Below are 16,442 nucleotides of genomic sequence, written 5' to 3'. Positions count from 1 at the left end.
CGGTCTTGCGCTGAGGAGTTTCGACTACTGGCGCGGATTAACTTACTGCCGTGGCGCGAGCAGCTACGTGAAGAGCGAAAGAAGCAGTTCCTGACAGCCCTTGTCGGCGTGTTGGTGATTGCTGTCGGCGTGGTGTTTCTGGGTGATCAATACATCAGCCGCTCCATCGAACATCAGGCTGCACGTAACGCCTTTGTGCAGAAAGAGATTGTGCAGCTTGACGAGCGGATCAAAGAAATCGTCGAGTTGAAAGCGCGACGCAAGCAACTGCTGGAGCGGATGAAAATCATCCAGGATTTGCAAGGCAACCGTCCGATCATTGGCCGGATCTTCGATCAGTTGGCGCGAACCCTGCCCGACGGTGTTTATTTCACTGAAGTAAAAATGACCGACAAGCTCATTGGTATTACCGGCGCTGCGGAGTCAAACAACCGCGTTTCGGACTTGATGCGCAACCTCGAAGCCTCTGACTGGCTGGAAGGGCCTAGCTTGACCGAGGTCAAGGCGACCACTGCAGGCGGCCTGGATCAGGCGAACGTTTTCCAGCTGACGGTACGCCAGACTCAGCCACAGGTTGAGGTGACCAAGCCATGAATCCTAGAGAATGGCTGGACGGCTTGCGCAAGATCGACATCAGCGATCTTGATGTAAACAACCTCGGTTCGTGGCCCGCAGCAGTCAAAACCATTGCCGGAGCGCTGGTTCTGATTATTGTTCTGGCCCTTGGTTACAACTTCTACCTGAAAGACCTGCAAGACCAACTGGATTTGTCGCGGGCGAACGAAGTCACGCTAAAAGAGCAATTTGCGAACAAGGCTTATCTAGCGACGAACCTTAATGCTTACAAAATGCAAATGAAGGAGATGGAAAATTCTTTCGGCGCACTGTTGCGCCAATTGCCGAGCGACACCGAAGTGCCCGGTCTGCTTGAAGACATCACGCGCACGGGTTTGGGGAGCGGTCTGGAGTTTGAAGAGATCAAGCTGCTGCCTGAGGTGACACAACAGTTTTACATCGAGCTACCGATTCAGATCACCGTAGTGGGTGCGTACCACGACCTCGCGACGTTCGCCAGCGGTGTCGCCAGCCTGCCGCGCATCGTCACGTTGCATGACTTCCAGATCAAACCGGTTGAGCCCGGCAATACGCAAAAACTGCGTATGAGCATTTTGGCCAAGACCTACCGCTACAACGATAAAGGGCTGCAGAAATGAGGGCCGCCAGACTGCTGTGCATCAGTGTGGCCTTGATCAGCCTGGCCGGTTGCGATAACGACAATCAGTTCAGTGATCTGCAAACGTATATGGATGAGGTGCGCGCGCGTCCTGCTGGCGTCATTGAAGCGCTACCGAAATTCCGACCTTACGAGGCGTTCGCGTACAGTGCGGCGTCGTTGCGTAGCCCATTTCAGCCGCCGATCAAGATTGACCTGACCAAACGCCAGAAGGGCTCCAAGCAGGTTAAGCCGGACGAGACCCGGGTCAAGCAGTTCCTTGAAGGCTTCAACATCGAGCAGTTCGATATGGTTGGAACGATGGCCAACACCTCGGGAACATTTGCCCTGATGCACGGCGCGGGTGGTGTGTATCGCATGAAAGTGGGCGATTACTTGGGCCGCAATAACGGGCGCATCGTTGCAATCAGTGATTCGCAGGTCGATGTCGTTGAAATAGTTCCTGATGGAGAGGGTGCATGGCTAGAGCGGCCACGCATTATTTCCCTCAAAGAGAAATCATAAAAGGGTGGAGCCAAGCATGTACAACACCCTCGGGTCAGCACAACGGAAATTGATCATGAACAGGATTTTCTCGGTTATCGGCGTTTCGCTTTGCATGGCGATGATGTCCCCGATGCTCGAAGCCGCCAGCCTGAAAACGCTGGATGTCGCGGCGTTGCCGGGAGACCGTGTCGAATTGAAGCTGACCTTTGACGGGCCGATCCCTGTGCCGCACGGTTATACCACCGAGCAGCCAGCGCGGATTGCTCTGGATCTGCCGGGCGTGACCAGCCAATTGGCGACCAAGACGCGCGCGCTAGGTGTGGGCAATGCCCGCAGCGTGGTGGTGGTCGAGGCTAAGGACCGTACGCGGGTAATCATTAACATGACCACGCTTGCGCCTTACAGCTCGCGGGTCGATGGCAACAACCTGTTCGTGGTTGTTGGTCAGGGAGCTGCGACGGCTCAGCGCGCCCAACCAACTACTGCCAAGGGGGCTGCGCAAGTTTCTGTGCCAATCACCGCTCCGGCGAAATCGTATTCAGCCCCTGCAAAGCCCTATGCGGCAGTCGGCAAATCGATCAAAAATATCGACTTCCAGCGCGGTGAGCTGGGCGAAGGCAATGTCGTCATTGAACTGACCGATCCGGGCATTGCGCCGGACATTCAAGAGCAGGGCGGTAAAATCCGTGTTGATTTCGCCAAGACCCAGTTGCCGGATCCTTTGCGTGTTCGGTTGGACGTGAAGGATTTCGCAACACCGGTGCAATTCGTCACGGCCAGTGCGTCGGGTGACAAGGCCTCAATTAACATCGAGCCGACCGGTGCGTTCGATTATTCGGCGTACCAGACCGATAACAAACTGACCATCAGCGTGCGTCCGTTGACCAACGATGATGTGGACCGCCGCAACCTCGACAAGCTGGTCTACACCGGTGAAAAACTCTCGCTGAATTTCCAGGACATCGACGTGCGCTCGGTCCTGCAATTGATTGCCGACTTTACCAACCTCAATCTGGTGGCCAGCGACACTGTGCAGGGTGGCATTACCCTGCGTCTGCAGAACGTGCCGTGGGATCAGGCGCTGGACTTGGTGCTGAAAACCAAAGGCCTGGATAAGCGCAAGATTGGCAACGTATTGCTGGTCGCACCGGCAGACGAAATTGCCGCCCGTGAGCGCCAGGAATTGGAGTCGATGAAGCAGATCGCCGAACTGGCCCCGCTGCGTCGCGAGTTGCTGCAAGTGAATTACGCCAAGGCTGCCGATATCGCCAAGCTGTTCCAGTCGGTCACCAGTGCAGAGGCTAAAACCGAAGAGCGCGGTTCGATCACCGTGGATGAGCGGACCAACAACATCATTGCCTACCAGACTCAGGACCGACTCGATGAGTTGCGCCGTATCGTTTCGCAACTGGACATTCCGGTACGTCAGGTGATGATCGAAGCACGCATCGTTGAAGCCAACGTCGGTTACGACAAGGCACTCGGCGTGCAGTGGGGCGGTTCGACCAATGCGAGCGGTAGCGGTAAGTTGACCGTGGGCGGCAGCGGTTTGGTGACCACTGCGACGGGTACTGCGGCGAACCTCAATTCCCCTTACGTTGACTTGGGCGCCGCGAATGCAACCTCAGGCATCGGTATTTCATTCCTGACGAATAACACGATGCTGGACCTTCAATTAAGCGCCATGGAAAAAACCGGTAACGGCGAAGTAGTTTCTCAACCGAAGGTTGTTACTTCCGACAAGGAAACGGCAAAAATCCTCAAAGGCACTGAAGTCCCGTATCAGGAGGCCAGCTCCAGCGGTGCGACCTCGGTGTCCTTTAAAGAGGCAGCATTGTCCCTTGAGGTCACGCCGCAGATCACGCCAGATAACCGGATCATCATGGAGGTCAAGGTGACCAAGGATGAGCCGGACTACGTCAATACCGTTCTCGGCGTACCGCCTATCAAGAAAAACGAAGTGAATGCCAAGGTGTTGGTCGCGGACGGTGAAACCATCGTCATCGGTGGCGTATTCTCCAATACGCAAAGTAAAACCGTTGAAAAGGTGCCATTTTTGGGTGATGTGCCGTATGTTGGCCGACTTTTCCGGCGCGACGTGGTTTCGGAGGCAAAATCCGAATTATTGGTGTTTCTTACCCCGCGTATCATGAACAACCAGGCGATTGCTGTGAGTCGTTGATTCTGTGCGAAATTTAATACTTGTAGGACCGATGGGGGCTGGCAAAAGCACCATCGGTCGTTTGCTGGCCAAAGAGTTGCGTTTGCCGTTCAAGGATTCCGACAAGGAGATTGAATTGCGCTCCGGCGCTAATATCCCGTGGATTTTTGATAAAGAAGGCGAGCCCGGCTTCCGCGACCGCGAGCAGCAGATGATTGCTGAGCTGTGCGCCGCTGACGGCATCGTCTTGGCAACCGGTGGCGGAGCGGTCATGCGCAGCGAAAACCGCCAGGCGCTGCATGCTGGCGGGCGCGTGGTGTATTTGCATGCCTCGGTCGAGCAGCAGGTCGGTCGTACGGCCCGTGACCGTAACCGCCCCTTGTTGCGAACCGCCGATCCGGCCCGCGTGTTACGCGAACTGCTGGAAATCCGTGATCCGTTTTATCGAGAAATCGCCGATCTGGTGGTGGAAACCGATGAACGACCGCCTAGATTAGTGGTGTTGCATATTCTGGCGCGACTGGCCGAGCTCGCTCCCCGTTAAAGCGCGGAGCGAAATGCGCTATCCTTCGTCACTCATTTTTTGCACTCATAAACAGCGTTGCGATGTGGCGTAAAGCCATGACTTCTATAGCAGCCAAGATTTTATAACCAGATTCAAAGAGAGCGCTGCAGGCGCACTCTTATCAGCGTGGGGACACATGCAGACACTTACGGTCGAGCTGGGCGAACGAAGCTATCCGATTCACATTGGCGAAGGCTTGCTGGATCGGCCTGAGTTGCTGGCGCCACACATTGCCGGACGGCAGGTGGCGATTGTCTCCAATGCGACCGTTGCCCCCCTCTACCTTGAGCGACTGACCCGCACGCTGAGCAACTACAACGTGTTGCCCGTTGTGCTTCCTGATGGCGAAGCGTTCAAGAACTGGGAAACCCTGCAAACTATTTTCGATGCCTTGCTGACTGCTCGGCATGATCGCCGCACCACGGTTATTGCCTTGGGCGGCGGCGTGATCGGCGACATGGCAGGTTTTTCTGCGGCCTGCTATCAGCGTGGCGTGGACTTCATTCAGATTCCGACCACCTTGTTGTCCCAGGTTGATTCGTCGGTGGGTGGTAAAACCGGCATCAACCATCCCTTGGGCAAGAACATGGTGGGGGCGTTCTATCAGCCCAATGTCGTGTTGATCGACACCACGACGCTCAACACCTTGCCAGCGCGTGAGTTATCGGCGGGCTTGGCAGAAGTCATCAAATACGGGCTTATCTGCGACGAACCGTTTCTCACCTGGATCGAAGAAAACGTCGACCAGTTGCGCGCGCTTGATCAAGCGGCACTGACGGTTGCCATCGAACGCTCTTGCTCTGCGAAAGCCGCAGTGGTGGGGGCTGATGAGCGCGAGACAGGCGGCGTTCGCGCGACGCTCAATCTGGGGCACACCTTTGGCCACGCGATCGAAACCCATATGGGGTACGGCGTGTGGTTGCATGGCGAAGCGGTTGCTGCTGGCACCGTGATGGCACTGGAAATGTCATCGCGCCTGGGTTGGATTACCCAGCAAGAACGTGACCGTGGGATTCGCCTGTTCCAGCGCGCCGGATTACCGGTCGTGCCACCCGAAAACATGACCGAAGATGACTTCCTCGAACACATGGCAATCGACAAAAAAGTGATCGATGGGCATTTGCGTCTGGTCCTGCTGCGGCGTATCGGCGAAGCCGTCGTGACTGCCGATTATCCAAAAGAAGTATTACAGGCCACGCTGAGGGCGGATTACCGCGCTCTCGTGGATCAGCTTAGAGGTTAATGAGAAATCCATGACTAGTTTGCATGCCGACGAGGCCTTTCTCGGCCATTACCAGTTGAGTCATGATCCCTTTGCGACGCGGGTACCTGGCTTCAAGTTTTTCCCGGCTCAGCGTAAACCAGTGCTTGGGCAGCTCCACCATTTGGCACGCTACAGTGAATTGCTGTTAGTTGTTACTGGCCCGCAAGGCAGCGGCAAGACCTTGCTGCGCCAAGCCCTCGTCGCCAGTACCAACAAGCAATCCGTGCAAAGTGTCGTGGTCTCGGCGCGCGGCGCCACGGACGCTGCTGGTGTTTTGCGTCAAGTAGCTCAGGCGCTCAATGTGGTGCAGCCAGAGATGCGTGCGATCCTCTCGCAGGTCGTGCAACTGGCTTTGACCGGGCAAGAAGTCTATTTATTGGTCGATGATGCCGAACAACTTGGCGAATCTGCACTCGAAGCCTTGCTTGGTTTGGCAGCGGGTACGCCGGAAGGTCGTCCGCATGTCTTCCTGTTTGGCGAGTCTTCATTGATCGACCGACTGGATCAGCTCAGCGCCGAGGAAGAGCGTTTCCACGTCATTGAGCTGCAGCCATACACCGAAGAAGAAACGCGCGAATATCTGGCTCAGCGTCTGGACGGTGCCGGTCAAGGCATCGAATTGTTCACGGCGGATCAGATTTCCGATATTCACGAACATTCCAGTGGTTGGCCGGGCGCGATCAATCAGGTCGCCCGCGATGCAATGATCGAAGCCATGATCGCCAGTCGAACGGCGGTCAAGCGTCCAAGTATGGGGTTCAAAATGCCAAAGAAACATGTACTGGCTTTAGGTGCAGTCGTCGTAGTCGGAATATTGGCCGCATGGCTGATGCCGGGCCGTAACGCTAACAACACCGCCACCGCGCCGGCCACACCGCCTGCCAATGCGCAAGCGCAATTGCCGTTGGGACAGGGACAGCCTGCCGCTCAGCAATCGAATAACGGAGCCGGTCCGGCGATTGAATTCGCGGGTAACTCGCAGCCGATGCCGTTGCCGCTGGTGGGCAAGTCTCAGCCTGTCATGCGCGGTCCGTTGGCAGAGGCAGCAGGCGGCGGCGATAGTGACGAAGGTAGCCCAGCGGGCAATCTTCAGCCGCCTACCGTAACCACTACGGCACCACCGGTTGGCGTTCCTGCTGGCCCTACACCGACAGTAGCGCCTGCACCTACGCGCGCTGCACCAGTCGTTGCTGCCAAGCCTACGCCAGCCGCCAAGCCAGCTCCAGTTCAGGTAGCCACCGCCAAGCCAGCGCCCAAAGTCGCAGAGAAGCCAGTGGCCGCGGCGGCCAAACCTGCCGCCGGCGGTAGCTGGTACTCGGCTCAGGCTCCAGGTAACTATGTCGTGCAAATTCTCGGCACCAGTTCCGAAACCACTGCCCAGACCTTCGTTCGCGAACAAGGCAGCGAGTACCGCTACTTCAAGAAAACTCTACAAGGCAAACCCTTGTATGTCGTGACCTACGGCAGTTTTTCCAATCACGCCGCTGCTACCGCAGCAATCAAGGTATTGCCAGCCAAGGTCCAGGCTGGTAAACCTTGGCCTCGTACTGTCGCCAGCATCCAACAGGAACTGGCCGCAAGTCGCTGATAATCGGGTGGCCTGCGCTTATACAAAAGCGTAGGCCGCCGTACAGCACTCCTGAAATATCGCATGTGCGTGCTGCTTTAAGGCAGCGCGCCTTGTAGTGTCTGTGTTACAGACGTAAGCGGTGTTTTAGGGCGATTCAGTCAATCTCTAAAAAAAGACTTTGACTAGCACAACATCTGGCTTTAAACCTTTCATTAATGCGACATAGATTTGCGACTGTTCGTCGCCAAGTTTGTGAGCTTTTGTGTCGGTGTGTACAATGACCTCCCTTTTGCCCCCGCAAAGCTGGCGAACGTCTGGCGCGGTTGGTAAGTGGTTGAATTGAAAAGAAATTTGCCTCGAAAAGAGGCAGCCTGGTGAGAAAGTGTCTATGAAAGCAGGTCTGTACCATCCAGATGAGTTCAAGGATAACTGTGGTTTTGGCCTGATTGCCCATATGCAGGGCGAGGCAAGCCATAACCTGTTGCAGACGGCTATCGAAGCCCTGACCTGCATGACCCACCGCGGTGGGATCAACGCTGACGGTAAGACCGGCGACGGCTGTGGTCTGCTGATTCAAAAACCCGATGTGTTCCTGCGCGCCATGGCCCAGCAGCACTTCGGCGTCGATTTGCCTAAGCAATACGCAGTTGGCATGGTGTTCCTCAATCAGGACAATGCCAAAGCAGACGCTGCGCGCGAAAACATGAACCGCGAGATTCTGGCCGCAGGTCTTCAATTGGTCGGCTGGCGCAAAGTGCCGATCGATACCAGCGTGCTCGGCCGTCTGGCCTTGGAACGTCTGCCGCAAATCGAGCAGGTGTATATCGGTGGTGAAGGCCTGAGCGATCAAGCCTTTGCGATCAAGTTGTTCAGTTCACGTCGTCGCTCCTCCGTGGCCAACGCCGCAGACGCCGAGCACTACGTGTGCAGCTTTTCGCACAAGACCATCATTTATAAAGGCCTGATGATGCCGGCCGATTTGACGGCCTTCTTCCCGGACCTCCGCGACGAACGCCTGCAAACCGCGATCTGCGTGTTTCACCAGCGTTTTTCGACCAACACCCTGCCGAAATGGCCGTTGGCGCAGCCTTTCCGTTTTCTTGCCCATAACGGCGAGATCAACACCATCACCGGCAACCGTAACTGGGCGCAGGCGCGTCGTACCAAGTTCGCCAACGAACTGATCCCTGATCTGGAAGAGCTCGGGCCGCTGGTCAACAGCGTAGGTTCCGACTCATCGAGCATGGACAACATGCTTGAACTGATGGTCACTGGCGGTATCGACCTGTTCCGTGGTGTGCGCATGCTGATTCCGCCTGCGTGGCAGAATGCGGACACCATGGACGCCGAATTGCGTGCGTTCTACGAATACAACTCCATGCACATGGAACCGTGGGACGGCCCAGCGGGCGTGGTCATGACCGATGGTCGTCACGCGGTGTGCCTGCTCGACCGTAACGGTCTGCGTCCGGCGCGTTGGGTGACCACCACCAACGGCTACATCACCTTGGCGTCGGAAATCGGCGTCTGGAATTACAAGCCTGAAGATGTGATTGCCAAGGGCCGTGTCGGTCCAGGGCAGATTTTTGCGGTGGACACCGAGACCGGTCAGATCCTGGATACCGACTCCATCGACAACCGCTTGAAGTCGCGTCATCCGTACAAGCAATGGCTGCGCAAGAATGCTCTGCGTATTCAGGCAAACCTGGTCGATGATGATCAAGGTGAATCCAGCTACGACACTGAACAGCTCAAGCAATACATGAAGATGTTCCAGGTGACGTTCGAAGAGCGTGACCAAGTGCTGCGTCCACTGGCTGAACAAGGCCAGGAAGCCGTCGGCTCCATGGGCGACGACACGCCAATGGCCGTGCTGTCCCAGCGTGTGCGTTCACCTTACGACTACTTCCGTCAGCAATTTGCGCAGGTCACCAACCCGCCCATCGATCCGCTGCGTGAAGCTATCGTCATGTCGCTGGAGATCTGCCTCGGTGCCGAGCGCAACATCTTCCAGGAATCGCCTGAGCATGCGTCACGCGTGATCCTCAGTTCGCCGGTTATCTCCCCGGCGAAATGGCGCGCGTTGATGTCGCTTGAGCGTCCGGGTTTCGAGCGTCATTTCATCGACCTCAACTACAACGAAAGCATCGGGCTGGAAGCGGCTGTTCTGAACATCGCTGATCAAGCCGAAGAAGCGGTACGTTCTGGCAAAACCCAGCTGGTGCTGAGTGATCGTCATATCGCGCCGGGTAAATTGCCAGCGCACGCCTCGTTGGCAGTCGGCGCGGTTCACCACCGTCTGACTGAAAAAGGCCTGCGTTGCGACAGTAACATTTTGGTCGAAACCGCCACTGCTCGCGACCCGCACCACTTTGCGGTGTTGATCGGCTTCGGCGCGTCGGCGATTTATCCGTTCCTTGCTTATGAAGTGCTGGCGGACTTGATCCGTACCGGCGAAGTGCTGGCGGACCTCGAAGAAGCGTTCAAGTACTACCGTAAAGGCATCTCCAAAGGCCTGTTGAAGATCCTGTCGAAGATGGGCATCTCCACCGTGGCGTCCTACCGTGGCGCGCAATTGTTCGAAGCCATCGGCCTGGCTGACGAAATCGTCAACCGCAGCTTCCGCGGCGTGCCGAGCCGGATCAAAGGCGCGCGCTTCATCGACCTCGAAGCCGAGCAGAAGCTCCTGGCTGTCGAAGCCTGGAGCCCGCGCAAGTCTATTCAGCAGGGCGGTTTGCTCAAGTTTGTGCATGGCGGTGAATACCATGCTTACAACCCTGAAGTGGTCACGACCTTGCAAGCCGCTGTGCAACAAGGCGACTACAGCAAGTTCAAGGAATACACCACCTTGGTCGACACCCGTCCGGTGTCGATGATTCGTGACATGTTTAAACTCAAGACCCTTGACCAGCCATTGGCGATTGAGGAAATCGAACCGCTGGAGAAAATTCTCAAGCGGTTTGACTCGGCAGGTATTTCCCTCGGTGCACTGTCGCCTGAGGCTCACGAAGCCCTGGCCGAAGCCATGAACCGCCTTGGCGCGCGTTCGAACTCCGGCGAAGGCGGTGAAGACCCGGCGCGCTACGGCACGATTAAAAGCTCGAAGATCAAGCAAGTTGCGACAGGCCGTTTCGGCGTGACCGCTGAGTACTTGGTCAATGCTGAAGTGATGCAGATCAAAGTCGCCCAGGGCGCCAAGCCCGGTGAAGGTGGTCAGTTGCCTGGCGGTAAGGTCAACGGTTTGATCGCCAAACTGCGTTATGCAGTACCTGGCGTGACCCTGATTTCGCCTCCGCCGCACCACGACATCTATTCCATCGAAGATTTGTCGCAGCTGATTTTTGACCTGAAACAGGTCAACCCAGCGGCACTGGTGTCGGTCAAGTTGGTGGCAGAAGCTGGCGTAGGTACGATCGCTGCCGGTGTGGCCAAGGCTTATGCTGACCTGATCACTATTTCCGGCTACGACGGCGGGACCGGTGCTTCGCCGCTGACCTCGATCAAATACGCGGGCGCTCCGTGGGAACTCGGCTTGGCCGAAACCCACCAGACCCTGCGCGGCAACGACTTGCGCAGCAAGGTTCGGGTGCAGACCGATGGTGGTCTGAAAACCGGTCTGGACGTGATCAAAGCCGCGATTCTCGGCGCCGAGAGCTTTGGCTTCGGTACCGCGCCAATGATCGCGCTGGGCTGCAAGTACCTGCGCATCTGCCACCTGAACAACTGCGCCACCGGCGTAGCGACTCAGAACGAGAAGCTACGTAAGGACCACTACATCGGCACCGTCGACATGGTGATTAACTTCTTCACCTTCGTCGCCGAAGAAACCCGTGAGTGGCTGGCCAAGTTGGGCGTGCGTAGCCTCGAAGAGCTGATCGGGCGTACTGATCTGCTGGAAATTCTGCCGGGTGAAACCGCCAAGCAGCAGCAGTTGGACCTGAGCCCACTGTTGGGCAGCGATCACATTCCTGCCGACAAACCACAATTTTGTACAGTGGATCGCAACCCGCCGTTCGACAAAGGTTTGCTCGCGGAGAAAATGGTCGAGCTGGCAAAACCAGCCATTGTCGAACTCAGCGGCGCTGAATTTGCCATGGATATCTGCAACTGCGACCGCTCCATCGGCGCGCGGATTTCCGGTGAAGTGGCCAAGCTGCACGGCAACCACGGCATGACCAAAGCGCCTATCACGTTCCGCTTCAAAGGCACTGCTGGGCAGAGCTTTGGTGTGTGGAACGTTGGCGGTTTGAACATGTACCTTGAAGGCGACGCCAACGACTACGTGGGCAAAGGCATGGCTGGCGGCAAGCTGGTCATCGTTCCGCCTGTTGGCAGCGTATTCAAGACTCAGGACAGCGCCATCATCGGCAACACCTGTCTGTACGGCGCAACCGGTGGCAAGCTATTTGCTGCAGGAACTGCAGGCGAGCGCTTCGGCGTACGTAACTCTGGCGCCCACGCAATTGTGGAAGGCACCGGTGATCACTGCTGCGAATACATGACGGGTGGTTTCATCTGTGTGCTGGGCAAAACCGGTAATAACTTCGGTTCCGGCATGACCGGTGGTTTCGCCTACGTGCTGGACCAAGACAACACCTTCGTTGACAAGGTTAACCACGAGTTGGTGGAAATTCAGCGAATCAGCGGTGAATCGATGGAAGCTAATCGCAGCCATTTGCAACGCGTATTGGCCGAATACGTCGAGGAAACCAACAGCGAGTGGGGCCGTAACCTCTCGGAAAACCTCGATGACTATTTGCGTCGGTTCTGGTTGGTCAAACCAAAAGCCGCGAGCCTGAAGTCATTGCTCTCGAGTACTCGTGCAAATCCGCAATAAGAGCAGCCACAAGCTTCAAGCGGCAAGCTAGAGGCTGCGCGCGGTGTTGGCATAACGATTTTCTTGCAGCTTTAAGCTTGAGGCTTGAAGCTGCAATTTGGAGTTTTCAAGAATGGCTGAACGTCTAAGTAATGACTTCCAGTTCATCGAGGTTGGGCGCAAAGATCCGAAGAAGAAGCTCTTGCGTCAGCGCAAGAAAGAGTTCGTCGAGATTTATGAACCGTTCAAGCCCCAGCAGTCGGCCGATCAGGCTCACCGCTGTTTGGGCTGCGGTAACCCGTACTGCGAATGGAAGTGCCCGGTGCACAACTTTATTCCCAACTGGCTCAAGCTGGTTGCGGAAGGCAACATTTTGGCTGCCGCTGAGCTGTCGCACCAGACCAACACGTTGCCGGAAGTCTGCGGCCGTGTGTGTCCTCAGGACCGCCTGTGCGAGGGCGCTTGCACCCTCAATGACGGTTTTGGCGCAGTCACCATCGGTTCGGTAGAGAAATACATCACTGACACCGCGTTCGCCATGGGCTGGCGCCCGGACATGTCCAAGGTCAAACCGACCGGCAAGCGTGTCGCGATAATCGGTGCAGGGCCTGCGGGCCTCGGTTGTGCTGACGTGCTTGTACGCGGCGGCGTGGCCCCCGTGGTGTTCGACAAGAACCCTGAAATTGGTGGCCTGCTGACCTTCGGTATTCCGGAGTTCAAGCTGGAAAAAAGCGTGCTGAGCAATCGCCGCGAAGTCTTCACCGGCATGGGTATCGAGTTCCGTCTCAATACCGAAATTGGTAAAGACATCACCATTGATCAACTGCTTGAAGAATACGATGCCGTGTTCATGGGCATGGGCACTTACACCTACATGAAGGGCGGTTTTGCTGGCGAAGACCTGCCGGGCGTGCACGATGCGCTCGACTACCTCATCGCCAACGTCAACCGCAATCTGGGCTTCGAAAAGTCGCCTGAAGATTTCGTCGACATGAAGGGCAAGAAGATTGTGGTGCTGGGCGGTGGCGACACCGCGATGGACTGCAACCGTACTGCGATTCGCCAAGGCGCCAAATCGGTGACCTGTGCGTATCGCCGTGACGAAGCCAACATGCCCGGCTCGCGCAAAGAAGTGAAGAACGCCAAGGAAGAAGGGGTTCGTTTCCTCTACAACCGTCAGCCAATCGCTATCGTTGGCGAAGACAAAGTTGAAGGCGTGAAAGTAGTCGAGACTCGTCTTGGTGAGCCCGACGCCCGTGGCCGACGCAGCCCTGAGCCGATTCCGGGTTCCGAAGAGATTATTCCGGCTGATGCCGTGGTTATCGCCTTCGGTTTCCGTCCAAGCCCGGCGCAGTGGTTTGAAGAGTTCAGCATCCAAACCGACAGCCAGGGCCGCGTCATCGCCCCGGAACAGGCCCAGTACAAGCACCAGACCAGCCACCCGAAAATCTTCGCCGGCGGCGATATGGTTCGCGGTTCTGACCTGGTAGTGACAGCAATCTTCGAAGGCCGTAATGCGGCTGAAGGGATTCTGGATTATTTGGGCGTGTAAACGGACGGGGGCAATCCCCGTTCCCCTGTAGGGCCGAATTCATTCGGGAAGGCAACAACGCGGTCTTTCAGGCAAACCATGCTGACCGCTTCCCGAATAAATTCGGTCCTACAGAGTCTCGGCAGTTCCTACAGGTAATGTTTTTTCCTGATATTTCCGAGCGTTATTCCGAACTAAATTCAGTGATAGTGTGCACTTCATTAACCACAGGGAGGTGTATCACAACGAGCGTCCTCCCGTTATAAACATCATTTGCAAGGATGCAAATATGACCGATTCAACGGCTTTACCCGTACTTCCCGAAACGACTCCTGCACCTGTCAGCTTCATACCCAGTTCAGTTTCTGCACGTGAGCAACGAGCCCGCGAACAGCTTGATGGGACCATTGATGGTTTCATCGAGAAATTCAGCGAGAAGGGTTTTTATCCGCTCGGTTTCGAAGAGATTATTTTCTCTCTGCTGCCTCAGTTGACTGAATGGCCATTGGATTTGCAGCTCAAAGTAGATAGCGAACGCGGCAACACCCTCGCGACTTACCTCAAAGGCACTGACCCCAGCGTTATCAAAAATAGTGTTTCAGTGGAGCAAGACCGCTACGGTGAATATGTCACATCGACGGTTGCGGATGACGAAGCGCTGTTCCAGAGCATTTTCGACCAGCTTCCTGTAAGTTCTAGGTTAGGTGTTGGTGGCAATTTTCAAGGTAGTTCAAGCACTGCTGGGCGGATCGTTACGCTACGCGGGCAATTGGTGGCCTTACTCAAGGCCAAGCGAGCAGATGTATTCGAAGTTTTGTTCGCTGAAGCTCCTAGAATGAAATGCAATACAAACTTTAGCGTTCACAACCCGTTTCTGCCGCTTTGGAAACAGCACGTTAGCGAGGACACGCCTCTATTTACTCAGTTGTTGACATTTAATCCTGAGGTGCCCGCGGAGCGCCTCAATGCGATATTAGAGCAACACCCTCTATCGGAAGAGCAAGAGCAAGCGTTTCTGGATGAATACGTATTGCCGGTTCCCTTTAGTGAGGCCTTGGATAAGTCTTTAGCAGAATGGCATAAAGACCGAGGGCTCGATGGCATTTTCCGCACGCGAACCTATAACGAAGACACCGATACACTCGCCAGAACCGCTGCCAAGGATGAGTTGAAACGCCTTTTGGATTACGACTTATGGATCGTCGAGGTGGACGCTGACGGAAGTTATCTTGACGATGTCCCGGCGTATTCGACGACCTCAATTCTCCTTTTGCATCGCGGCGACGGTAACTACGCCGTTAAAAACTATCACAATGATGAAATCTCCAGTTTCAATGTTGGCACTGACAGCTTCTATCGGGCGATTTCTTCCGTGCTGCAACCTGATCAACGTCTAACGCTGGGGATGGAGTCCGAAACCGATATCGCAGGACTTCGCAGGTTGTTGGGTAATGCTGCCGCTGCGTCCAACGGAGGCTGGTATAACCCTGAGCATTTGCTTGAGGTGAAAAAGGAATTGTTACCTGACTGGATGATCAACGCTTCGGTCGGCGACAAAATCGTCTGGAACGCGGCAGTGGACTTTTATCTTCAGGCTTTGAGGGCCTCGCAGGGATCCCCTCTCCTAAGCCTCAGTGAGTACGGCGACAAAACGCAACTGCGTGCCTATGCCAGGACTCAGCTGAGGCACAAGCTTGATTACGATCTTGGTTTACGTCTTGACCCTGATGAAATAATGGTCGCGACCTATGAACTCTCGTGGACCGGTAATCAAGAAGGTTCACCCGGCGACATTCCGTTTGTCAGGCCATTGAATGATGGCGAATCTGGTTTTGACGGCGAGGCAACGTTCCGCAGCCTCACCGACCTCTGCCTGGAGAATCTCGGCGTCTTTGAACTGAACTTCAGGATGACGGCGACTTTTTGGGATAAGCACCAGCGCCGGATCAGGGACGTAAGCCCGCACTACATACATCAGCTTGTGCGCAAGCTGAATGTAGGCAATAGCTATGCCGCATTTCTCAAGCAGCGTTTACTGGACTCATCCCTTGGCCAGTGGCATCGCGATCAATACGCGCAGCTGATGTACGCTCAAATGAGTCTGGATGCAATCGAAGCCAAAATGGCCAAGGACTTTGCCGACGACAGCAGCTTGCCGTCGGAGCTCCAAAACCGACGTTATAAATGGGTGATGGCAGTACTTGATCATGCGACCAATAGCGATGCCAGTACAGCGGTTGAAGGTCATCGTATTCGGGCACAGACGCTTGTGCTCAAAGACTCGTCTTCCCACGATCCTCTGGATTTCATTCCTGGCACTACTGACCTGTTGCGCCAACTCGACGGTCTGACGTTGCAGGGGCTGCTGCTGATTGCTCCTGAATCCAACCTGAGTGTTCCTAGCGTAGTTTTGTATACCCCGATGGCTCCAGATAATGTGAGCTTTCGTGAATATGCCAGCGAGAAGGAAATGCAGGACCAGCTGTTTAATAATCCAAAGTTACATGATTATCTGAGCGGCCTTGTACCCCCTGAGCAGCAGCAGTTGTTGGCCGACATTTTAGGAACCGTCAAAAAGCAGAAAAATCTGAAAGTCCGCGCCTCACCGCTAAATACTACAAACATCTTCATCGCCAGCTACCACGCTGAAGTGCAGCGGGTTATTGAGCGGGTCGACACCCAGACCACCAGCACTGGCGAAGCCAACTGGCAGAGCGCTTGGAAAACTGCAGGTAAACTGGTTAGTTTGTTGCTTGAGTTCACTCCACTCAAGGTACGGATGCCGTTGGCAGCAGCCCGCAGCATACATGCCATT

Annotated in this window: 10 protein-coding genes; all 10 read left to right on the top strand. The window is 55.6% G+C overall.

The window, feature by feature from the left end; translation table 11 throughout:
* Positions 1-27 precede the first annotated feature (27 nt).
* Positions 28-594, top strand: a complete 567-nt coding sequence (locus M0974_RS25000; RefSeq protein WP_297843354.1) for a PilN domain-containing protein — start codon at positions 28-30, stop codon at positions 592-594.
* Positions 591-1,214 carry a type 4a pilus biogenesis protein PilO gene (pilO, locus tag M0974_RS24995; protein ID WP_297843351.1) on the top strand — a complete coding sequence of 208 codons (624 nt, stop codon included), beginning with the start codon at positions 591-593 and terminating at the stop codon, positions 1,212-1,214. The genes M0974_RS25000 and pilO overlap by 4 nt, the downstream gene beginning before the upstream one ends.
* Positions 1,211-1,738 (top strand): type 4a pilus biogenesis lipoprotein PilP, encoded by a 528-nt coding sequence (gene pilP, locus M0974_RS24990; protein ID WP_297843348.1) that lies wholly within the window; start codon positions 1,211-1,213, stop codon positions 1,736-1,738. Before pilO ends, pilP begins: the two co-directional genes overlap by 4 nt.
* A 55-nt stretch (positions 1,739-1,793) precedes the next feature.
* The gene (gene pilQ / locus M0974_RS24985; protein ID WP_297843345.1) at positions 1,794-3,902 is read left to right on the top strand and encodes a type IV pilus secretin PilQ family protein; all 2,109 of its coding nucleotides are present in this window, start codon (positions 1,794-1,796) and stop codon (positions 3,900-3,902) included.
* A gap of 4 nt (positions 3,903-3,906) precedes the next feature.
* Positions 3,907-4,425, top strand: coding sequence for a shikimate kinase AroK (gene aroK / locus M0974_RS24980; protein ID WP_297843342.1), 519 nt, complete (start codon positions 3,907-3,909; stop codon positions 4,423-4,425).
* A 157-nt stretch (positions 4,426-4,582) separates the two neighbouring features.
* A complete protein-coding gene (gene aroB / locus M0974_RS24975; RefSeq protein WP_297843340.1) occupies positions 4,583-5,689 on the top strand; it encodes a 3-dehydroquinate synthase in 1,107 nt (368 codons plus the stop codon).
* Between the two features lie 10 nt (positions 5,690-5,699).
* A complete protein-coding gene (locus M0974_RS24970; protein ID WP_297843338.1) occupies positions 5,700-7,298 on the top strand; it encodes an AAA family ATPase in 1,599 nt (532 codons plus the stop codon).
* Between the two features lie 370 nt (positions 7,299-7,668).
* Entirely contained in the window at positions 7,669-12,117 is a 4,449-nt protein-coding gene (gene gltB, locus M0974_RS24965) for a glutamate synthase large subunit (protein WP_297843337.1), read from the top strand.
* A 112-nt stretch (positions 12,118-12,229) separates the two neighbouring features.
* Entirely contained in the window at positions 12,230-13,648 is a 1,419-nt protein-coding gene (locus M0974_RS24960) for an FAD-dependent oxidoreductase (RefSeq protein ID WP_297843336.1), read from the top strand.
* 268 nt (positions 13,649-13,916) lie between these two features.
* Positions 13,917-16,442, top strand: a 2,526-nt coding sequence (locus tag M0974_RS24955; RefSeq protein ID WP_297843329.1) for a DUF6543 domain-containing protein, incomplete at its 3' end; no start/stop codon positions are given.

The organism is Pseudomonas sp. (assembly GCF_026224925.1).
Lineage (GTDB): Bacteria > Pseudomonadota > Gammaproteobacteria > Pseudomonadales > Pseudomonadaceae > Aquipseudomonas.
This window is presented reverse-complemented; position numbering and strand designations above follow the sequence as displayed.